This window comes from Stenotrophomonas sp. Iso1 (genome assembly GCF_027497995.1).
In the GTDB taxonomy this organism is placed as follows: Bacteria; Pseudomonadota; Gammaproteobacteria; order Xanthomonadales; family Xanthomonadaceae; genus Stenotrophomonas.
The window spans coordinates 36,640-58,272 of sequence record NZ_JAODBT010000006.1 but is presented as its reverse complement, the minus strand read 5'-3'; the positions used below and the strand labels follow the sequence as shown (position 1 = coordinate 58,272).

At 61.8% G+C, this 21,633-nt stretch carries 20 protein-coding genes and 2 pseudogenes; 9 read left to right on the top strand and 13 right to left on the bottom strand.

All coding sequences use genetic code 11. The features are described from left to right. The first annotated feature begins 1 nt into the window (after nt 1). Nucleotides 2-898 (top strand): LysR family transcriptional regulator, encoded by an 897-nt coding sequence (locus tag PAN08_RS17915; protein WP_269792859.1) that lies wholly within the window; start codon nt 2-4, stop codon nt 896-898. Nucleotides 899-1,256: 358 nt separating this feature from the next. Next, a pseudogene (locus PAN08_RS17910) lies at nt 1,257-1,953 on the top strand (transposase). A gap of 279 nt (nt 1,954-2,232) precedes the next feature. On the opposite strand, the gene PAN08_RS18065 reads toward PAN08_RS17910, so the two are convergent. The 3 genes from PAN08_RS18065 to PAN08_RS17895 form a co-directional block, all read right to left on the bottom strand. Continuing rightward, entirely contained in the window at nt 2,233-2,580 is a 348-nt protein-coding gene (locus tag PAN08_RS18065; protein WP_332840117.1) for an RcnB family protein, read from the bottom strand. 183 nt (nt 2,581-2,763) lie between these two features. Continuing rightward, nucleotides 2,764-3,159, bottom strand: a complete 396-nt coding sequence (locus PAN08_RS17900) for a GFA family protein (RefSeq protein WP_269792857.1) — start codon at nt 3,157-3,159, stop codon at nt 2,764-2,766. Between the two features lie 255 nt (nt 3,160-3,414). Further along, a complete protein-coding gene (locus PAN08_RS17895; protein ID WP_269792868.1) occupies nt 3,415-4,089 on the bottom strand; it encodes a class I SAM-dependent methyltransferase in 675 nt (224 codons plus the stop codon). 52 nt (nt 4,090-4,141) lie between these two features. Here PAN08_RS17895 and PAN08_RS17890 point away from each other — a divergent pair, with 52 nt between their 5' ends. After that, nucleotides 4,142-4,588 carry an Rrf2 family transcriptional regulator gene (locus PAN08_RS17890; protein WP_269792856.1) on the top strand — a complete coding sequence of 149 codons (447 nt, stop codon included), beginning with the start codon at nt 4,142-4,144 and terminating at the stop codon, nt 4,586-4,588. 2 nt (nt 4,589-4,590) lie between these two features. Next, complete coding sequence (locus PAN08_RS17885) at nt 4,591-5,511, top strand: NAD(P)/FAD-dependent oxidoreductase (RefSeq protein ID WP_269792867.1); 921 nt, start codon at nt 4,591-4,593, stop codon at nt 5,509-5,511. Between the two features lie 56 nt (nt 5,512-5,567). On the opposite strand, the gene PAN08_RS17880 is transcribed toward PAN08_RS17885, so the two are convergent. After that, nucleotides 5,568-5,966, bottom strand: coding sequence for an SRPBCC family protein (locus tag PAN08_RS17880; protein WP_269792855.1), 399 nt, complete (start codon nt 5,964-5,966; stop codon nt 5,568-5,570). Between the two features lie 231 nt (nt 5,967-6,197). After that, entirely contained in the window at nt 6,198-6,659 is a 462-nt protein-coding gene (locus PAN08_RS17875; RefSeq protein WP_269792866.1) for a lipocalin-like domain-containing protein, read from the bottom strand. A gap of 119 nt (nt 6,660-6,778) precedes the next feature. On the opposite strand from PAN08_RS17875, the gene PAN08_RS17870 reads away from it, so the two are divergent. After that, nucleotides 6,779-7,618, top strand: a complete 840-nt coding sequence (locus PAN08_RS17870; protein ID WP_269792854.1) for a LysR family transcriptional regulator — start codon at nt 6,779-6,781, stop codon at nt 7,616-7,618. Between the two features lie 137 nt (nt 7,619-7,755). Then, a pseudogene (locus tag PAN08_RS17865) lies at nt 7,756-9,176 on the top strand (IS1182 family transposase). Between the two features lie 278 nt (nt 9,177-9,454). Here the strand turns inward: PAN08_RS17865 and PAN08_RS17860 are convergent. From PAN08_RS17860 to PAN08_RS17850, 3 genes are all read right to left on the bottom strand, one after another. After that, on the bottom strand, nt 9,455-9,910 hold the full coding sequence (locus PAN08_RS17860; protein ID WP_269792853.1) for a nuclear transport factor 2 family protein: 456 nt from the start codon (nt 9,908-9,910) through the stop codon (nt 9,455-9,457). Between the two features lie 70 nt (nt 9,911-9,980). Further along, entirely contained in the window at nt 9,981-10,433 is a 453-nt protein-coding gene (locus PAN08_RS17855; protein ID WP_057633319.1) for a nuclear transport factor 2 family protein, read from the bottom strand. A gap of 288 nt (nt 10,434-10,721) precedes the next feature. After that, nucleotides 10,722-11,345 carry a DJ-1/PfpI family protein gene (locus tag PAN08_RS17850; RefSeq protein WP_057633318.1) on the bottom strand — a complete coding sequence of 208 codons (624 nt, stop codon included), beginning with the start codon at nt 11,343-11,345 and terminating at the stop codon, nt 10,722-10,724. Between the two features lie 67 nt (nt 11,346-11,412). Between PAN08_RS17850 and PAN08_RS17845 the strand changes: the two genes are divergently transcribed. Continuing rightward, nucleotides 11,413-11,607 (top strand): hypothetical protein, encoded by a 195-nt coding sequence (locus PAN08_RS17845; RefSeq protein WP_245626177.1) that lies wholly within the window; start codon nt 11,413-11,415, stop codon nt 11,605-11,607. A 189-nt stretch (nt 11,608-11,796) separates the two neighbouring features. After that, complete coding sequence (locus PAN08_RS17840) at nt 11,797-12,093, top strand: hypothetical protein (protein WP_057633316.1); 297 nt, start codon at nt 11,797-11,799, stop codon at nt 12,091-12,093. A gap of 109 nt (nt 12,094-12,202) precedes the next feature. Here the strand turns inward: PAN08_RS17840 and PAN08_RS17835 are convergent, their stop codons facing one another. From PAN08_RS17835 to PAN08_RS17815, 5 genes are all read right to left on the bottom strand, one after another. Beyond that, nucleotides 12,203-12,751, bottom strand: a complete 549-nt coding sequence (locus tag PAN08_RS17835; protein ID WP_083490750.1) for a GNAT family N-acetyltransferase — start codon at nt 12,749-12,751, stop codon at nt 12,203-12,205. Between the two features lie 4 nt (nt 12,752-12,755). Next, nucleotides 12,756-13,289: a tail fiber protein gene (locus tag PAN08_RS17830; protein WP_057633315.1), complete on the bottom strand. Its 534-nt coding sequence runs from the start codon at nt 13,287-13,289 to the stop codon at nt 12,756-12,758. Nucleotides 13,290-13,326: 37 nt separating this feature from the next. Further along, complete coding sequence (locus PAN08_RS17825; protein ID WP_057633314.1) at nt 13,327-13,857, bottom strand: tail fiber protein; 531 nt, start codon at nt 13,855-13,857, stop codon at nt 13,327-13,329. A 30-nt stretch (nt 13,858-13,887) separates the two neighbouring features. Beyond that, nucleotides 13,888-14,412: a tail fiber protein gene (locus PAN08_RS17820; RefSeq protein WP_057633313.1), complete on the bottom strand. Its 525-nt coding sequence runs from the start codon at nt 14,410-14,412 to the stop codon at nt 13,888-13,890. Nucleotides 14,413-14,734: 322 nt separating this feature from the next. Then, entirely contained in the window at nt 14,735-15,022 is a 288-nt protein-coding gene (locus tag PAN08_RS17815) for a hypothetical protein (protein WP_057633312.1), read from the bottom strand. A 4-nt stretch (nt 15,023-15,026) separates the two neighbouring features. On the opposite strand from PAN08_RS17815, the gene PAN08_RS17810 reads away from it, so the two are divergent. Beyond that, entirely contained in the window at nt 15,027-21,413 is a 6,387-nt protein-coding gene (locus PAN08_RS17810) for a putative Ig domain-containing protein (RefSeq protein WP_269792852.1), read from the top strand. Nucleotides 21,414-21,633: the final 220 nt, after the last annotated feature.

Below are 21,633 nucleotides of genomic sequence, written 5' to 3'. Positions count from 1 at the left end.
CATGGACAACCTCGACTTGAACCTGCTTGTCACCCTCGATGTCCTGCTCGACGAGGGCAGCGTTGTCGGCGCGGCGAAACGCCTGCGGCTGAGCACTTCAGCCATGAGCCGGGCGTTGGCGCGCCTGCGCGAGGCGACGGGCGATCCGTTGCTGGTGCGTGCGGGACGCGGCTTGGTGCCCACGCCGCGCGCTCTGGAATTGCGAGGACGTGTTCGCCAGGTCGTCATCGACGCGGAAGCGGTGTTGCGCCCTGCGCTGAAACTCGACTTGCCGTCGTTGGCGCGGACCTTCGCGATCCGCAGCACCGAAGGCTTCGCCGAAACCTTCGGACCCGAACTGATCGCACGCGTGTCGAACGAGGCGCCACTGGTTCAGCTTTCATTCCTGGCCAAACCGGACAAGGACAGCACGCCCTTGCGCGATGGCACGGTTGACTTAGAGACAGGCGTGATCGCCCAAGCGATGGGACCGGAGATCCGCGCACTGGGCCTGTTCCGCGACCGCTTCGTCGGCGTCGTGCGCCGCGGGCACCGGTTGTCGAAGGGCCGGATGACGCCGCAGCGCTATGCGACAGCAGCGCATGTCGTCATCAAACGTCGCGGTCTGCGTGCGGCGGTGGTCGACGAGGCACTGGAACGGATGGGACTGGTGCGCAATGCGGTGGCGACGGTCAGTGGTTTCGGGCCTGCGATCGCGCTTGCCCGTGGCTCCGACATCGTCGCGACGGTGCCGGAGAAGCACACCGCCGGCCTGAGCGATGGCATGCACCGCTTCAAACTGCCTGTGCCGGTTGAGGATTTCACCATCTCGCTGTTCTGGCACCCACGGCTCGAAGCCGACCCGGCGCATCGCTGGCTGCGTTCCCTCGTGCGAGATGTCTGCAAGACCACGCGCTAGTGGGATCTATCCCTGTCAACTAGAGAGAGAAAAACCGCTGAACAAGTTAATGGCGGTAATGGGCTGGACGCTGTCGTTGTCCATGCTTCCATTGGCGGACTCGAACGCAGGCGAATTGTGGGTCGGCTGTCCTGATTATCACTTGCAGGCGGAACAGATGAAGGAAGCATCTGCCCGGGTGTGGCACCTCTTTTGGTCTGCATTACGGCATCCATTGGGATATTACCCGTGACGAGCAACGCTTTGCGCACGATTAGGGCGCGTTATCGGGGGTACGGTGGGGCCAGCTTGGACCGAGGCTGTGTGAAAACCCTGCCTCTGCTGGCAAGATCTGAGCACCGCTCGATGGGTGCTTTACATGAAGCGATTAGTGGATGGAATTGATCGTTCCCAAGGCCTTCTGCTCCCTGATCGGCTGGAAGATTACGTTCACGAAGAAAACCCCGTGCGTGTTGTCGATGCTTTCGTCGAAGCACTCGATCTGAGCCAGCTGGGCTTTGAGGCTGTCAATCGCGTCGCGGGCGGGAGGCCTGCCTACCATCCGGCCGCCTTGCTCAAGATCTACATATACGGCTATCTCAATCGCATCTAATCCAGCGGTCGTTTGGAGCGGGAAGCACAACGGAATCGGGAACTGATCTGGTTGGCCGGCCGGCTGGCGCCGGACTTCAAGACCATCGCCGACTTCCGCAAGGACAACGGCGGCGCGATCATCGCGGTGTGCAGCCGCTTTGTGACGTTATGCCGGACGATGCCCGATGCGGACGAGGTGCACCACCACCAGCTATAGACGAATCACGCGCTGGGAGCACCAGGACGTGCTGGAAAGGATGCAGATGCTTCTGAATGCCACGCCCCAGGCTGCCGTGGTGCGAAAACAGACGGTGGAGCATGTCTTCGGTACTCTGAAATCTTGGCTCGGCACCACGCCATTGCTGACGAAGACGCTTCCGAAGGTCCGAACAGAAATCAGCTTGGCGGTTCTGGCCTACAACATGAAGCGAATGATCAGGATCACGGGTGCGCAGGGCGTGGTGAGGGCCATAGCGGCTTGAGCATCTCGCTCTGTTTACCATCGCGCTGGTTGCTCGAACTGGCCGCATTGTCGTCGGCAGTTCCGCTTCGACGAGTTTTTATGCAGCCTCGACCCAAAGCAGACGCTTGCCATCTGCGAGAGATCGAGCGGTTCGGGACAATCAAGATCGCGGGCCACTATCGCCGCCATGGTCCTACCATCACGCGAGGAAAGCCCGGCCAAGAGCCGGGCTTTTTCACTTCAAAATGCCGGAGGTGCTTAGGCATGACCTAGACATCAAGCCACCTCAGGGAGCCGCTCAGCGATGCAAAGCATCGATGATCAGACCAGTGGCAATCTCGACAAGAAGATACTCGGCATCAGACTGTCGAACCCAACGGTGGCCACGCCCCGGGTCGCGCAGGTCGTAATGCGCATAGTCATCCACCCAGTAGCGACGATCGACCTCAGCCCAAGGCAAACGGTCGCCACGGTGCCACGCTTTCTTCCGCCAACCCGGCGGAGGTGCATCACGTTTGTGAGGACCACCCGCATGCGGCGGTGGACCATTGCCCCGCGCGTGGTGAGGCGGGTCGGCTAAAGCTGGTGCAGTGACCAGCGCCATGGCTGTCGCCAGTGTTACGCCAAGCAGATTTCCGGCTTTCATAAGGCGTTCTCCTAACTAAGCCGCCCCACGCGGCTTCACGGCGCGGACTATAGATCGGCTTGTGTGAACGCCGCCTTCCCCATCAATCGCATCGGCAGCGACGCCCGCAACCAGTGCTGAATCTACGAGCACTGCTCGGCATCCAAGGCGCAAGGTCGGCAGATCTAGGCCCCTGCCTGAGGTTCACGGGATGTGCTCTACGCCCGCCGGCAGCATGACCCAGCTGTGCATGCGCTTCTCATAGACAGAGACTGTGGGGGGGGAGAAAGTTGGGTCCGTGAATGCGCCCACTGGAATGCTGATGTAGTCGGGTATAGCCAACGGCTCGTAGTAGACCGTTGAGCCACAATTCGGGCAGAAGTGGAACCTGGCGCCAGGGCCTTCATCACCGACGAGCACGTGTTCCGACGACACGCCGGACACCGAAACATTCGTACGGAGGAATCGGGCTTGGTGGCTAAACGGGCCACCTACTCGCCGCTGGCAAGCAAAACAGTGACAGATCGAGACGCGAACCGGATCGCCAACGACATGGGCCACGAGCTGACCACAACTACATAGGGCAATGCGAGGGATCATGTGTTTCCCCAATGGGCAGATTCGGGGTTGAGGTCGAACAATCAAATGCTTGTGACGGCCGATGTCCCGCCCTCGGCCTGACGGAGGGAAAACGCAATCTGCTCTTCGGTGAACTTCGACTTCTTCATGGAAAAACCACCTTTCTGCTTGGGGTTAGTTTCGCCGAATCTCTCTACTTTTGAATGGCTCAAAAAGCTGGGAGGTGGTCAGCGCAGGGGTTTTTACACTGCCTGGGCCGAAAGCGAACGTACCGCGTTACGACCGGTATGCCACCCATCCCCGGAACGTAAACGCAGCATAGAACAGCTCGATTCCCTCGAATCCCGCTTGCTCGAGCAATTCCACTTCCGCATCAGGTGCCAGCACCGGAAGTCGTTCGCTCATCGCGGCAATGGCTGCATTCCGGCTTGAATCCGGCACGCTGGATGGTGACGCGAATGCGACAAGGCGGTTGAACCAGCGCGCCTTCCCTTCGGCGGTTGTATCAAAGCTGTGATGCGCCACGACCAACGGAGCGCCGGGCTTCAGTCGCCGCCACACTTCCCGCAGCGTGCGCAGCCGTTCTCCCGGCGTCAGGAAGTGCAGGGTCAGGAGGCAGGCCGCTCCATCGAATGCTGTTTCCGGTGCGGCATCGATATAGCCTTCGATGAGTTCAACACGGGGTGCCAGTGCACCGAGCGTCTCTGCCGCCAGCGCGAGCATCGGGGCCGAGGGGTCCACTCCCACCATTCGCCAACCAGGGTGCGCTTCGGCGATTGCTTTCAGTTCCATTCCACCTCCCGCGCCAAGCACCAGCACGCGGCCGTACTCGGGGACGACCTCGGCGAGCAGGATCTCCGACATCCGATGGAGCGCCAGGAGGCCCGGTACCCTCTTGATCGTTCCATCGAGGTAGTTGGCGACAGTGCTGGGATCGTTGAACAAGGACATGGCGAACCATTCGGGGTTGACGAGGGAGTTCATATGTAACATGGTTAGTTACATGAAACGAGACAGCCGTCTTTCTGCAGTCCTGCACGCATTGCTGCACATGGCCCAGCACTGTGGGCCGATGACGTCCGCCGAACTGGGTCGATGCCTGGGTACGAACCCCGTCGTTGTCAGGCGGACCATGGGGCTCCTGCGCGAGGCGGGGCTGGTCGCCGCCGGTCGTGGCCACGCAGGGGGTTGGATCATCAAGGCGGACCTGGCTTCTGTGACCCTCCGGGACCTGCACGAGGCGCTCGGTGAGCCGGCGCTCTTTGCCGTCGGCCATCGCAGCGAGAATCCGGCGTGCCTAGTCGAACAGGTGGTCAACGCGGCACTGGACGATGCATTCGATGAAGCTGAGGCGCTGCTGATGGAGCGGTTTGCTTCGGTGTCGCTGGCGCAATTGGCGAAGGAGTTTGCAAGGCGCCACAAAGCCTGCAAGAGGAGTGCCGTGGCATGACAATGATGTACGACGTGATCATCATCGGCGGGAGCTATGCCGGCATGGCGGCTGCACTGCAGTTGCTCCGGGCCCGTCGCACCGTGCTGGTCATCGACGCCGGGCAGCGCAGGAACCGGATGACGGCCGAATCACACGGTTTCCTGGGCCAGGACGGGAGTAACCCTGCGGAGATCGCCCGGGTCGCGCGGTCGCAGCTCGAACGTTACTCCACGCTGACGTGGATCGAGGGTGTCGCCGTTGCGGCATCTGGCGCCAGGGATGGCTTCACCGTCAGGACGAGCGAAGGTGTCAATCATCACGGGCGGCGGCTCCTGCTGGCGCTGGGTGTCTCGGATTCGCTGCCTGAAGTTGAAGGCCTGGCGGAACGATGGGGGGTGAGTGTTTTCCACTGCCCCTACTGCCACGGCTACGAGCTCAACCGCGGCGACGTCGGCGTCATCGCAGCCAATCCAATGTCGGTGCACCAAGCAAGCCTGCTGGCCGAATGGGGGCATGTGACACTGTTGACCAATGGCGTGCTGGAGCTGGAGGAAGACGCGAAGGCCGCGTTGGCCACACGGGGCGTCGCGATCAAGCATGCGGCAATCGCACGCATCGAAGGGCACGCGGACGTCGTACTCGCCGACGGCCGATGCCTGGCCTTCGCCGGCCTGTTCACAGCGCCACGCAATGCACCTGTTTCCGACATAGCCCAAAAGATCGGGTGCGAGCTCATGGAGACTCCAATGGGTACGCAGATACGCACCACCGAGACCAAGGAAACCAGCATCCAAGGTGTGTATGCATGTGGCGACGCCGCCCGCGTGCCACATTCGATATCGCTGGCCGTCGGTGATGGCGCATGGGCCGGGGCCCAGGTGCACCAGTCGCTGGTGTTTCCGCATATGGCGAGAGCAGGCACTGGCGAGGCAGGGGATTAGGGATGTTTATCGGAGTTAGGGGAGGGCGGCTGTCGACTGAGGTTGTGTGAAAACCCCTACGCTTTCGCGCGGGTAATATTGGCCACAAACGCCTTGGTCCCTTCCGAGATCAACGGTGAAATGGCCTCCTCCATCGCATCCGGCAGGAAGTCACTGATCCACACAAAGCGACATGTTGATGAGTCCTCTGCAACAATCTGCATCGACGCGGAGTGATGCTCGAACATCTCATCCAACACCGTGTATGCAACGCGACGAAGGCGCTCATCAATGCATATGATCCGCTCGCGGACCGTCATGCCATTGCTGAACTGCAACTGCCGAACATCTCCGTCCAGTTGCCCATCAACTAGCACAGGCGCAAACAGCTCATGTGCCTGGCCCAACCGACGCAGCGCATCCCAAGCCACTTTCGCCGGCACGTCCAGCGTTTGCTCACTGCAGATCGTAGCCATTATTCAGTCACTCCTCTGATGTTTCCCACTCTGGTTTCAAGTGCACAGCCGAACTCTCGTCCGGCACAATTCCTAGTTACCGCCACTAGGTGACCTGATGGATGGTTAATGCAACTTAGGCGCTGTGATTTGCCTTGGGGTCAGTAGGCTCCGAACAACCTCAACCGACTGTAGGGATGCATGCGGCGCGAAGCAGACCGTTTTGGCCGGCGAGCTACTGAGCGATTCAGACTACTCGACCCTGTGCCAGACAGAAATTGGAATGCTCCCATCCTGTCGGGGTGGAACTTTGTACCGCAGCTCCCTGCCATCCAGAGTGTACTGACGTCTCTGAATCGTCCCTTCCCAATTGGGAAATGACGAGCCTTCGATGTCGTCGATTGTCATAGTGCCATAGTGAGTACTGCTGCCCATGACTACAGACCTCATTTCGTCGGCGCTGCCATCGGATTTGTTTCCACTGGCGAAACGCACGCGCTCGGATTTGAAGATCTGCAACGAGTACCGCCCCATGACATCGACCATGAGTCTGCCCTTGGGTCTTTCTCCATAGTCCCGTGTTGTCTCTCCCGTCTGTAAAACTTTATCGGCGGCAACCAAAGTCCAGACGCCTTGAAGTGGAAATACATGCGTAGCTGCTTGCACATCTCGCGCAGCGAGCCCTGCCAGCATTGCGGCAAGCGCGCAGGTCATTTTGCTCACAATGGAATTCCTTATGGTTGGTGTCTTGCCTGCCCATCCTAAGGCGCTTGAATGATTCGAAAAATACATCTACAAATATATCTGCCATTTCGAAATCGAATCTTCCCCAGATGAAGGCCATTGATATAGATGCTGTCAGGGCATTCCTGCTCGCGGCAGACTTAAAAAGCTTCACCCAGGCAGCTAATGTGCTGGGGACCACACAGTCCGCAGTAAGTATCAAATTGCGGCGCCTGGAAGATCAACTCGGGCGTCGGCTGCTGGAACGCACGCCGCGCCACGTGCGCTTATCCGCTGAGGGCTTGGTCTTTCAGTGTGCAGCTCGCGAATTGGTATCGTCACACGATCGCGCAGCGGCTGCCTTCACCATAGAACAGCGCCGGTTGGCGATCGGTATCAACCAACTACTGGTCGGCGGCGAGTTACCAGCCCTATTGCGGCAGATGCGGGATCATGATCCTGGTCTCTTGGTAGAGATGCGTATTGCCGGTACCAAGGAGCTCTTGCAAAGCCTTGAACAAGGACATCTCGACGCTGCGTTGGTGCTGCGTCCAGAGGGTAATGAAAAGCGCGGGAAGTTGGCATTTACGGAAACCTTCTCATGGTTCGGCGCGCATGACTGGAAACGGCCAGCTGGCCAGCCGCTGCCGCTGGCGACCCAAGGCGAGGCGTGTAGCATTCGAACCGAGGCAGTGCGTGCGCTTGACCGGGCCGGCATTGAATGGCGCGAAGTTTTTGTCGGAAAAGGTGCTGCAATCCTGGAGGCCGCCGCAGTTGCGGGTCTCGCGGTTGCGGTACTAGCGTGTCGCGCGGCGCCGTCCGGTGTGGTCGACATGACGGGAGTGCTTTCGCTGCCCCGCATTCGTTCGCAAGAAGTGATGCTCTATAGCAACCTGACCGACCGACGGACGCGCGAAGCATTACGCGTATTTTCTCTAGCCTTCCGTTGAGTAATTGGTGTTGCAAGAAGCTGAGATACTGAATGGTCCTGCCTTCCACAGACACTGGATGTCCGCAATGGGTCGAGGCTGTGTGAAAACCCTGCCTCTGCTGGCAAGATCTGAGCACCGGTCGACGGGTGCTTTACATGAAGCGATTCGTGGATGGGGTTGATCGTTCCCAGGGCCTTCTGCTCCCTGATCGGCGGGAAGATTACGTTCACGAAGAAAACCCCGTGCGTGTTGTCGATGCTTTCGCCGAAGCACTCGATCTGAGCCAGCTGGGCTTTGAGGCTGTCAATCGCGTCGCGGGCGGGAGGCCTGCCTACCATCCGGCCGCCTTGCTCAAGATCTACATATACGGCTATCTCAATCGCATCCAATCCAGCCGTCGTTTGGAGCGGGAAGCACAACGGAATCTGGAACTGATCTGGCTGGCTGGCCGGCTGGCGCCGGACTTCAAGACCATCGCCGACTTCCGCAAGGACAACGGCGGCGCGATCACCGCGATGCGCAGCCGCGCCGGACGATGAAGGTCTTCTCGCATGCGATCGTCGCGATCGACGGCAGCAAGCTCAATGCCGTGAACAGCCGGGATCGCAACTTCACGGTAGGCAAGGTCAAGGGGTGTCGGAAGCAGCTAGAGGAGTGCGTTGCGCGCTATCTGGCTGAGTTGGACCGTGCGGATCGCGATCCAAGCTTGTTGCCAGAGGGTCGCGTTTCCCACCTGCAGGACAGGCTGGCAAAGCTGCGCGTGCAGATGGAAAAGTTGGACAGCATCTAGAGGCAGTTGAGGCCATACCGGATCGCCAGATCTCACTGACGGATACGGATGCACGCTTGATGGCCACAAGTGGCGGTGGGACAGGCGTGGTGGGCTACACATCCAGGCGGCCGTGGATGCCGAACACCACCTGATCGTTGCCCACTATGTCACCAACCATGGTCACAACCGTGCTCAGCTCTCGCACATGGCAATGAAAGCCAAGGAAGCTGTTGGTACCGAGCGAATAACGGCGTTGGCATACCGTGGCCACTTCAACGCGCCGGAAATCCTCGCGTGCGAGGAGGCCGGCATCATCCCGCTGGTGCCCAAGCCGCTCACATCAAACAGCAAGGCTGAAGGTCGGTTCGACAAGCGGGACTTCGTCTACGACGAAGCCAAAGATGAGTACGAGTGTCCGGCAGGCGAGCGGGCGATCCATCGCTTTTCGACCGAAGAGAACGGGCTGACGTTGCACAAGTACTGGGCTTCCGCCTGTCCCCGCTGCCCGATGCGGGCGAGGTGCACGACCACCAGCTATAGCGAATCACCCGCTGGGAGCACGAGGACGGGCTGGAAAGGATGCAGATGCTTCTCGATGCCAGGCCCCAGGCTGCCGTGGTGCGAAAACAGACGGTAGAGCATGTCTTCGGTACGCTGAAATCTTGGCTCGGCACCACGCCATTGCTGACGAAGACGCTTCCGGAGGTCCGAACAGAAATCAGCTTGGCGGTTCTGGCCTACAACATGAAGCGGATGATCAAGATCACAGGTGCGCAGGGCATGGTGAGGGCCATAGCGCCTTGAGCATCTCGCTCTGTTTACCCTCGTGCTGGTTGCTCGAACTGACCGCATTGTCGTCGGCAGTTCCGCTTCGACGATTTTTTACACAGCCTCGACCCAAAGCGGACGTTGGCCGAGTGAACCTGATTTCGTTTCATTTGGGGTAGGCATTCCGCCCGCCGTCTCAGAAAGAGCACGCCAGCAACATTCGATCTGGCGCGCTGCCCGCGTGCGAAGCGGTGGGATCGAGCACTCCCATGGTGCTTACGACTTGGTTTTACCGCTCCACGATCTGCTCACGATCATCCACTGCCCTCGACCTTCGACAACGCAAGGTGGTCCACCCCCTCCCAGCCGGGATAATCCAGCAATACTTTTACAACTGCCGCATTCCCCGTCACATCCAGAATTTCGTAGCTGCGATGGCGTTGGGCCTCGTCGGCAGGTGGCCCAGTAAATCCCTTCACCCATTCTTCCGCCGTCTGGATGACCATGCCGCCCCTGGCGGGTGAGTATCCAATCACCACCCCGTCTTTCCTGAGCACTTCAAAAGCCAGGTTGGCGTCGCCCGCCTCGAACGCGTGCATCACTTTCTGCATGGTCCGATCCACGGCATCATGCTCGCCGCTCTGCGCCATGGCGCAGAGCGGAAGCAGCGTGAGTACGCCTGCGACAACAACCGATCGGATAATATTTTCATGGGATTTCCTGATGGGGTTGGGATAGTGGGCATGACTCACTTTGAGACCAGTACGCACCGTAGGTTCGACATTGATTTCGCCTGTTCCGGCTTTTGATCGCGAGGTCTGCGCGGAAGGCGGAGGGCCGTTACGGCGTGTTTGATGTCAGTACGCCGGTCCACGTCTTGCTGATCATTTGCCACTTCCCGTCAGTCTTGAGCAGCACGATATAGTCCACGCCCCTCCAGCCGGGATAGTCCAGGTTGATCCTGACGGCTGCGAGGTTTTCTGCCATGTCGACGATTTCGTAAGTGCGTTTTCGCTTGGCCTCGTTGGCGGCCGGCGTGCCGTTGAAGCCTTCCGCAAGTTGTTCGCCAGTGCGCTGCAGCAGCGCACTGCCCCTGGCGGGCGAGTAACCGATCATCACGCCATCCTTGCGAAAGACGTCAGACACCAGCGCGCCATCGGCGCTCGGATAAGCGCTCAGGAATTTCTGCATGACTTGATCTACGGCTTCGCGATCGCTGCTCTGGGCCATGGCGGAGGTGGGAAGGAGCAACAGGGCGGCGACGAAAGCAATGGATTGGATTGAATTTTTCATTGGTGTCCTTGAGTGTTGTTGGATGAATGGAGGTTTGGAAATAAGCATTAGTCGCGCAGCTCAGCCTTTTTTCGTAACCTGCGCAGGCTATTGTTCGGCAAGCTTGCGAAGCACTTCGACCACGGCTTCTGCCACTGGCTTTGCGGAGGCGTAGTTCTGCCCCGTAACCACGCGGCCATCGACTGCGATATACGGGTCGTCGCTGTTGATGGCAGAGAACAGACCGCCACGCGACTCGACCGTCTTGCGGATCAGGAAAGGAAATTCCTTGAAGTAGGCAGCGTCGTGCTATTCGGGGTAGCCACTGATGCGCTTGCCCGACACCAAGTGTTGGCCATTGGCGAGCTTGAGATTCACGATGCCAGCGGTGCCATGACAGACGCCCGAGACCACCCCTCCATTGCGCTCGTACACCTGCATGGCGATGTCCTGCAGGACCGGGGGCTCCGCCACGCCACACATGGCATTGCTGCCACCGACGTAGTACACAGCACGGTATCGGCTGGCGTCGATCTGCGCGGGCGTGAGGGTGTTGCGCAACCCACCCATGAGGGGATCGTCCTTCAGGCGCGCCTCCACATCGTCGCTGACATAGGCGTCGAGGATCGGCAGGTCACCGCCATGGGGGGACACGAAGTCCACGGTATAGCCTGCTGCCCGGAAGATATCCCACGCATGCACGACTTCGCCGGAGCTGATGCTGGCCGGGATCGTCGAGTTGCCGTGGACCTTGCTGCTGGCAAGGATGAACAGCATGCGTTCCTGGCTGCCGCGTGTGGGCTGCGCGGTATCGGCCGTTGCGGCGAACTGCACCGGGCCAACCCGTTCTGCGGGCGAGGCAGTCAGTGCACGGTCGACACCGACGTACCCGGCGATCTGTTGGGCCGCGTCGGCGCTGGAAACACAGCCCATCCAGACCGATAGCAGGATTAGCAGCAGGGACTGTAGGAAGCGAGGTGGGTGCATAGGCGCTGGCTCGGTGGAAGAAGCCCGCACACTATTCGATGCCTTTCAAATCAATGTATTGCAATATCTTTCAGGAGTGCTGGAATCGCTTCTAGGAGTCGGCTCGGGTTGCGCGGAACGCCGCAGGCGTGATGCCTTCCAGCTTTTTGAAAGCGCTGTGGAAGGTCGACATGGATTGGAAGCCGGCTTCCTCAGCCATAATTTCTAGGGGCTTCGGCGGGGGCTGTCTCAGCAGTACCTTGGCTTCGATTACGCGCAGTTGCGCCAGGTGACCACCTCCTAGACGTGCCAGCACATCAACGCTGCGCAGCTGACTGCGCACCCGCTACGCCGAACGTCACGCTTGCATCGGGCAAGCCACACGGCGACCATGCGATTCGGTTTAGGGGAACCTTGCATGGAACTGCTGACGCTCGACAATTTCGCCCACCACATCGACGAGACCTTCTCTGCGATCATTAACGACGGCGAGATCCCGTTCGTACTGGTGGAGGCGCGCGCACTGAATCCATCGCAGTTGCGTCCGGGCGCGGCACGGGCACCGTTTTCGCTGTTGTTCCGCAATGGTTCGGCCTTCTTATTTCCGCAGCAAACCTATTTGATGCGCCACTCCGAAATTGGTGAGGTGGGGATTTTGCTGGTACCCGTAGCGCGCGAGCAGGCGGGGTTTTTGTATCAGGCGATCTTCAACTGAGGTTGCGCCCGCACGCGTAGATGGGCGGCGGTTTGTTGTGGGAGTGCCGTGAACCGCGATTGCACTCACGGGGGTGGGAGGCAGCGGTTCGCGCCGCCCCTCCGTGGACTCAGTCCCGCGCCCAGCGCAACAGCAGGTGCGAGCGCTGGTCCTTGATCACGGCAAAACCCAGGCGCCGGTACAGGCGCTGCGCGGCGACGTTGTCGGCTTGCACATGCAGTTCCACGCCGCAGCCTCGGGCGGCGGCTTGGCCTTGGCTGTAGGCGATCAGCGCCGCGGCCACGCCGCGGCCGCGTTCGTCGGGGAGCAGGCAGATGTCGACGATCAGGTGATCCGGTGTGCTGCGCTGCAGATAGTAGCGGCCCACTGGCACGCCGTCGCGTTCGATGGCCAGAAAATCGGAGTTGCCGTAGTGCGCTTGGTAGTGCTGGTGCTGTAGCGCGAACTGACTGTCGAGAAACGTACGCTTGGCCGCTTTGGGCCAGGGCACCGGAGCCAGTTCCTCGGCGCGGGTGCTGGCATAGAGTTCGCGCAGCCAGGGCAGGTCATCGTCGCGCAGCGGTCTCAGGGCGTACCCGCGCGCGCTCAGTAGCGCCGGGGTGCTCAGGTGGTCACCGCGCCCCGCCGGAAACGAAATGAACCGCGATGCCGCCTGCATGTCCTCAACCGAAGCTGGGGAAGGCGCCCTGCAACGCGATACAGAAGTTCGTGGCGAGGTAGGGCTGGCGGTTTTCGTGCGGCTGGCCGCCGCCGGACGGCCCGACCATGTTGGGGCTGAACTGGACGTTGGCGGTGGCGCTGGACACGAACGGAGTGCCTGTGGTCGGTAGGCCCGGATAGTTGTTCTGCGCCGGGATGCTGGTGCGCTTGGTTTCATCGGGCTGGTTGTAGACGGTCAGGAGGTGGTTGTGCGACGGCATCGTGTTCTGGGTCAGTGTCACTGAATTGCTGCCGTAGGACTCGCCGATGCTGTGCTGGGTCAGGCCCGGGCCCTGGCCCTGCTCGATGGCCGCGCGGGTGACGAAGTTGGGTAGTTGGAAGTTGGTCGTGCCGTTGCCGCCGTAGTTGGTACCCAGCAGTGAGAACAGGGCAGTGTTCTGCTGGATCCCCAAGGTGGCTCCATTGCAGAAAGCCCAGCCACGCGGCGGGAAGTTGAAGCCGAACAACTGGATTTCGCCGATGAAAGGTTCGGTCATGGTCTTGTCCTCAAAACGAGTAGGCGCGAGTGGCGGCTTAGCCTTGCGACGGGTAAATGCCTGCCCAGGCGACGCAGAACTGCACCGTGAGCGTGGGCATCCTGTTGTCGTGCGGCAGGTTGTCGCCGTTGCTGGTGGTCGCGTTGGCCGCCAAGGGCGCGCCTATAGCGCCGGTGATGTCGGTGACGTACATGGTCTCGCCCGAAAGCGCCGCCAGCAGCACCGTATTGCCGACCGCGCCGGTGGTCGCCAAGGTCGTGGTGGCCATCAGCGGGTGGTTGTGATTGGGCAGCTCGGCCTGACTCAGGGTGACGCTTTCGCTGCCGGCCATCTGCCCGATCACGTAGGTGCCCAGTCCCGGGCCGTGGCCCTGGTGGATAGGCACGCGGCCGCGTAGGTCGGGCACGGCAAAGGTGTTCATGCCGTCGCCGCCGTAGGTGGTGCCGAGCAGGGTGTACAGCACTTCGTACTCGGCGATCGGCTTAAGCGAACCGTCGCATGCGAACCAACCGTTAGGCACACGTGAAAAACCAAACATCCGGATTTCTCCGACGTAAGGGGTGCTCATGAGGAACTCCTATAGTGGATACCGGAAGCGTCAGTCGCGCGACGGATAGATGCCAGACAGCGCGATCACGAAATTGATCACGGTGTAGGGCTGCAGATTTGGGTGCGGCTGGTTGCCGCCGCCCGGACCCACACCCTGCAGCGGGACCGGGGTGCCGTTGGCGGGTCCGAAGATCGAACTGCCGTTGGTACCGTACAGGCCCCCAGTGGGGTTGCGGGCCGTGCCCGCAGTCGTGGTGCCGTTGACCTGATGGTTGTGGGGCGGAATCTGGGTGTTCAACAGGGTTACGCTTTCCACGCCGCCGATTCCCCCCTGGTTGTAAGGCTCAGGGTTCCAACTCGAATCCGCCGAATTGCCTGCGCCCACCGGAGTGCGCGACTGCATGTTGGGCAGGGCGAAGTTGGTAGTGCCGTTGCCGCCGTACATGGTGCCCAGCAGTGAAAATAGGGCTTGGTTCTGGGCGACGGGAAGGAGCTGTCCATTGCAAAGGGCGAACCCCTTGGGCGCGAATGAGAACCCCGTGAGCATGATCTGCCCGAGGAAGACTTCGGTCATACCTTTTCCCCCGAAAGGTTGGTGGCACGGACGTTATGTCCGGTGTGGGCGCTACTCTCGCTCACACCCTGCACATCGTACAAGCGAAATTTTCGCTCTGAAAACGTAAGAGTTATGCAGAATTTTCTTTATAAACGTAAGAGCTACGCAGAACTTCCTTTATATTAAAAATCCTGTTTGAATGATCCGCAAATTGCTGTTCGCAAGGGGTGCGGTCGGGTCTAGACCCGGTATCCGCAGACGGGGATAGGGTCTCGCCGTAGTGGCTCGAAAGCCTGGGGGCGTTCGTGACCATGCGGTGCCAACAGGGGTAGAACATGCATCAAGAGTCAACGCACAGCGTGAGGACGCCGCGTGCGTCTTCGCACATTTTCTTTTCTTCGTTCTTCTCCTGGTTCGCCATAGCGCTGTTGTGCGTGGGCAGCCTGTGGCCACAATTGGCAACCGCGGCGCCCTCAACGTACTGCCCGACGCTGAGCATGTCGGTGGCTAATAGCGGCTCGCAGACGATAAACATCAACCACTGCCATGGCGGCTTCGGCATTGCCGCGGGCAGCGCATCCACATTGCACGGCACCCGGACGGTCGGCGTGCAGTCGGGCGCGAACATTCCGTTGACTTATACCCACAACGGTGACAACGCGACCACTGATACGTTCATCATCAAGGACGACTACAACAACGACATCACGGCCACCGTCACCATTGGGCTGGCTTCGAGCATCACCATTGGCGCCACGCCGACGGTCGCGCTGACCGTAGGCGTCCCCTTCAGTACCACCCTCAGTGCCAGCGGTGGCACCGGACCGTATACCTTCAGTCTGGACACCGCGCTACCGCCGGGCCTGAGCCTGAGCGGCAGCACCATTAGCGGCACGCCGAGCCAGCGCGGCGCCTACACGTTCACCATTCGCGCTGCCGACAGTATCGGCGACAGCGGCGTGCGTACCTTCAGCGGTAATGCGGCCAACCCAACGCTGACCATCGCGCCGTCGTCGCCGTCCAACGCCGCGCAGAATCTGCCGTACAGCGTGACCTTCTCCGCTAGTGGCGGCATCCCTAATTACGTCTACGCGCACGAGGTGGTCTCCGGCGCGCTGCCGCCTGGCTTGAGCCTGAGTGGCGCTACCCTGAGCGGCATACCGACCACGTTGGGCAGCTTCACTTTTGGCATCCGTGTCACCGACAGCAGCACCGGCACCGGTAGCTACGCCGAGATCGAAACGGTGACCCTGCAGGTGATTCCGCCGCCCACCATCGTGGTCAACCCGGCCACGATTCCGGGTGCCACCGTTGGCGTGGCATACAGCCAGACCCTCACCGGCAGCGGTGGTACCGCGCCGTACACCTTCGCCATCAGCGCAGGCACCATGCCGGCGGGGCTGAGCCTCAACGCCACCACTGGCGCGTTGACCGGTACGCCGACCGCGGCCGGCACCTTCAACTTCACTGCGCGCGCGACCGACGCCAACAGCTTCTCCGGTACCCGCACCTACACCTTGGTGGTGGCGCCGCCGGTTATCGTGATCGCACCAACCACGCTGCCCAGCGGCACGGTTGCGGCGGCTTACAGTCAGCTCGTCATCGCCAGCGGCGGCATCTCGCCGTACACCTATGCGGTCACTGCCGGTGCGTTGCCGACCGGCTTGACCCTGAGCACTGGCATCATCAGCGGTACGCCGACTGCAGGCGGCACCTTCAACTTCACTGTCACCGCCACCGGAAGCAGCACCGGCGCAGGTTTACCGCACACCGGTTCACAGGCCTATGCGCTGGTGATCGCGCCGCCCACGGTGAACCTGCCTGCTACCGGCCTGGCCAACGGCACGCAGGGCGCGGCTTACAGCGCCACGCTCAATCCGGCCAGCGGCGGTATTTCGCCATACACCTATGCGGTGACCGCCGGCTCCTTGCCGGCGGGGGTAACGTTGAACGGCGCCAACGGCACGCTGAGCGGTACGCCCAGTGCCTCGGGTACCTTCAACTTCTCCGTCACCGCGACCGACTCCAGCACCGGCAGCGGGCCCTATAGTTCAGTGCCACGCAGTTATACGCTGCAGATCGTCAATATCCCGCCGACGGCCAACGCGGTATCGGCCACAGTCGCTTACGGCAGCAGCGCCAATCCGATCACGCTGAACATCACCGGCGGCATTCCGGCCTCGGTGGCGGTGGCGACGAACGCGGCACACGGCATAGCGACGGCCAGCGGCACCAGCATCACCTACACCCCGACCGCCGGTTATGCGGGCACGGATACGTTTACCTACACCGCGACCAACGGCGCTGGTACCTCGACGCCTGCGACGGCGACAATTACGATCAATAACCCGACCATCACCGTAAGCGCGGGTGGTCCGCTGACCGCGCAGATCGGCGTGCCCTACACCCAGACCTTCAGCTGGAACGGTGGCGCCCAGCCTTTCACCGGCTACGCTGTCACAGGTCTGCCGGGTGGCCTCAGCATCACCGCGCAGACTCCCAACAGCGTCACCGTGTCCGGTACGCCGATCGCGGCTGGTTCGTTCGCGCTCACTGTCAGCGCCGCCGATTCGAGCACCGGCAACGGTCCGTTCACCGTCGGTCAGGCCTCCACCCTCTCTGTGTCGGCGCCAACTCTTACCCTGGCCCCGGCAGCGGGCACGCTAACCGCGACCTATGGTGCCGCTTACAGCCAGACCTACGTCGCCGGCGGCGGCACCGCGCCCTACAACTACACAGTTAGCGCTGGCGCCTTGCCGGCCGGCCTAAGTCTGGACACCGATACTGGTGTGCTTTCCGGCACGCCGACGGCGACCGGTTTGTTCACCTTCTCGGTGCGCGTGACCGACACCTCCACCGGCACCGGCGCGCCGTTCGCGCGCACTCAGAACTACGTGCTGCAAGTGGCCGCGCCGACCATCACGCTCACACCGCCCACGCTGAGCAATGCGCAGATCGGTACTGTCTACAATCAGGTTCTGACCGGCAACGGCGGCAGCGCGCCGTACAGCTTCGCGGTCACCGCCGGCGCGCTGCCGGCCGGTATCACGCTGAGCTCGGGAACGCTCAGTGGCACACCGACTTCGGGTGGCACGTTCAACTTGACTGTCACTGCCACTGACAATCACGGCCAGAGCGGCTCGCTTGCTTATAGCCTAAACGTGGACGCGGCGATGATCACCCTCGCTCCGGCCACGTTGTCCAATGGCGGCGTTGCCCAGGCCTACAGTCAGGCCGTGACTGCTTCAGGCGGCAGCGCCGGCTACAGCTTTGCCGTCAGCGCGGGCGCCTTGCCGACCGGTCTGAGCCTGGCCGCCAACGGCACTATCACCGGTACGCCAACCGCAGGTGGCAGCTTCAATTTCACCATCACCGCCACCGACAACAGCACCGGCAGCGGTCCGTATACCGGCTCGCAGTCCTACAGCGTGCTGATCACCGCCGCGAACGTGGTGCTGCCGCCGTCGGTCCTGCCCAACGGCACGGTCAGCAGCGTCTATGGGGTGACGATCGATCCGGCCACGGGCGGTATAGCGCCATACAACTATGCGGTTAGCAGCGGCAGCCTACCGCCTGGTCTGTCGATCGGCGGTGCCGGCGCCATCACCGGCACGCCGACCACGCCGGGCAGCTACAGCTTCAGCCTGACGGCGACCGACAGCAGCACCGGCAGCGGCCCATACTCGTCCGCACCGCAGAGCTACAGCCTTCAGATCGGTGACATCGTGCCGCTGGCCAACCCAGTGGCGGCCACGGTCGCTTATGGCAGCAGCGCCAACCCGATCACGCTGAACATCACCGGTGGTATTCCGGCCTCGGTGGCGGTGGCGACGAATGCGGCGCACGGCACGGCGACGGCCAGTGGCACCAACATCACTTACACGCCGGCTGCCGGTTATGCGGGGACGGACAGCTTCACCTACACCGCGACCAACAGCGCCGGGACCTCAGGGGGGGCCACGGTCAGCATCACTGTCGGTAATCCGACCATCACCGTGAGCGCCGCTGGTACGTTCAGTGCCCAGGTTGGCACCAGCTACAGCCAGACCTTCAGCTGGGCTGGCGGCGTCGCGCCCTACAGCAACTTTGCCGTCAGCGGTTTGCCAGCGGGTGTGACCCTCAGCGGCACCACCACCAACAGTGTGACGGTGAGCGGTACGCCGACCGCGACAGGCAGCTTCAACCTCAATGCCAGTGCCACCGATGGCAGCACCGGCAACGGGCCGTTCACTACCGGGCAGACCTTTGTGTTGACCGTGGGCGCGGCGACCCTGAGCATGACTCCGGCGCCGGGCAACCTGCCGATGAACTACGGCGTGGCTACGACCATCAACTTCGCCGGCAGCGGCGGCACCGCGCCGTACAGCTATTCGTTGGTCGCCGGCTCGCTACCGGTGGGCGTAAGCCTCAGTTCGGCCGGTGTGCTCAGCGGTACCCCGACCGTGCCGGGCAACTACAACATCAGCGTGCGTGTCACCGATGCCAGCACCGGAGTTGGCGCACCGTTCTCGTTGCAGCAGAACTACACCATCGTGGTGGGCACACCGGCGATCACCATCGATCCAGCCAGCCTGGCCAACGGCACCGCGGGTATCGCCTATAACGCGCAGCTCAGCTCCAGTGGCGGTATAGCGCCGTACAGTTATTCGCTGTCCTCCGGCGCGCTGCCGATCGGCATGTCCTTTAATTCGGTCGGTGCCTTGATCGGCATCCCGCGTTCGGACGGTAATTTCAGCATCACCGTGGGCTCCACTGATGCCAACGGGCAGAACACCAGTCGTGTGTACACCTTCACCATTGCCGCGGCGACGGTGGCCATCACCCCAGCCAGCCTGCCCGGCGGCGTGATGGGTACGGCTTACTCGCAGAGCCTGAGCAGCAGCGGTGGCATTGCGCCATACAGTTACGCGATCACCTCCGGCGTCCTGCCGACCGGCATCACCTTCAGTTCGGCGGGTATGTTCAGTGGGACGCCGGCCGCCTCCGGTAGCTACACCTCCGTGGTGCGCTCCACCGACGCCGCCGGCTACAACAGCACGCAGAGCTACACCATCGTGATCGCCGACGCAGTGCCGGTGGCAGTAGACGACAGCGCGACCACGCTGTCACAGCAAGCGGTGATCATCCCGGTCACCGCCAACGATAGCGGTGTGATCACCTCGATCGCGGTAGCCAGCGCTCCTGCGCACGGTACTGCTACGGTCAGCGGTTCGAACGTGGTCTACACATCGGCCGGCACTTATTTCGGCGCCGACAGCTTCACCTACGCCGCGATCGGCCCGGGCGGCACTTCGGCCCCGGCCACGGTTTCGATCACCGTCACCGCGCTGCCGGTGCCGATGGGACAGCCGCGCACCGCCACCACCCTGGCGGGCCAGCCGGTTGTCATCGACACCACAGAGAGCGCCACCGGCGGTCCGTTCACCGGGGTGACCCTGGTGACGCCGCCGGCCGCAGGCACTACAACGGTGACCGGTACCAACATCACCTACACCCCGCTGGCCACCGCCTCGGGCACGGTGAGCATTGTCTACACCTTGAACAACGTCTACGGCGCCTCGGCTCCGATCACCTCGACGATCACCGTCAATCCGGTGCCGGTCGCGGTCTCGCGACGGGTCAGCGCGAATGCAGGTGTCCCGGCGGTGGTCGAACTGACCACCGATGCCACTGGCGGCCCGTTCACTGCGGCCAACCTGGTGTCGCTGTCGCCGGCCGATGCGGGCACCGCCACGATCGCGTCCTCGGGCAGCGGTGCCAGTGCGAGCCATCGCCTGACCTTCACCCCGGCGGCCACGTTCTCCGGCACCGCCACGGTCACCTTTACCCTGAGCAACGCGTTCGCGACCTCGACGCCGGCAGCCATCGACTTCGACGTCATCAGCCGCCCGGACCCGACCCAGGACGCAGAAGTGATGGGACTGTTGGGGGCACAGACCGCCACCGCGCGGCGCTTCGCCACCACCCAGATCGGCAACTTCCAGCGCCGTATGGAGGGCATGCACAACGGTGGCAACGGTACGCGCTTCGAAAACGGACTGAGCTTCGGCGTCGAACGCCGCTGCCAGGGCGAGGCACTACGCATGCCGGGCAGCGACTGCCGCCAGGTGGACTTGTTGGACGACTCGGCACCGGGCGACAACGCTGCCGCTGCACCCAACAACGGCAAGGGTGCCGGTGATGGTGGCAGCTTGACCCTCTGGACCAACGGTTCGATCAACAGCGGCGATCGCGACGGCCGTTCGAGCAGCGCGGGCTTTGACTTCCAGACCAGCGGCATCAGCGCTGGTGCCGACACACGCGTGAACCAGGACTTCGCTTTCGGTGCCGGTATCGGCTACGGCCGCGACACCACCGATGTTGGCCGCAATGACACCCGCAGCCGCGGTGAGAGCTACACCTTGGCCATGTACGGCAGCTACCACCCGGGCGAGTACTTCTTCATCGACGGCCTGCTCGGGTACCAGTTGCTGTCGTTCAATTCGCGCCGCTATGTCACCGCCAACGGCGCAATGGTGAGCGGCGACCGTGACGGCAAGCAATGGTTCACCTCGCTGTCGCTGGGGGGCGACTACCGGCGTGACAGGCTGTCACTGGTTCCGTACGCGCGCTTGGACGTGGCGCGTGCCACGCTGAACGGCTACATCGAACGCGGCGATGCGATCTATGCGCTGCGCTATCAGGATCAGGAGGTCGATACCACCACCACCAGCCTCGGCCTGCGCATGGACTATCGCTTCCCGGTTAGCTTTGGCACGTTTTCGCCGCAGGCGCGCTTCGAATATCAGCACGACTTCCAAGACGACAGCTCGGTGGTCATGAGCTACGCCGATCTGCCGGGTGGTCCTTTCTACCGCGGTCACATCGACGGTCTCAAGCGCAACCGATTCGTTTTCGGTCTGGGTGCGGTGCTACAGACCGAGCGCGATTTCACCTTGCGGTTCGAGTACCGCGGCCTGTTTGGCAATGACGACGATAGCGACCATGGCGTGCTGCTGAACCTTGAGAAGAAGTACTGATCGAATATCGAATAAGGTGCGACACCACTGCGAACGCCGCGCTTGCTCTCTTCGGTAATTCTTAGCCAAACCAAATCCAAGAGGATTTGGTGATGAAGTGATGCCAAGCGCCTGGTGCTGGTCAGCCGTGGCCACACTTGGGACGATATTGATCCTTCGATACAAAGTTTCGAGAGAATGCCGGCTGGCTAATGCCGCTTGCTCTTGGCTGAGAACGGAA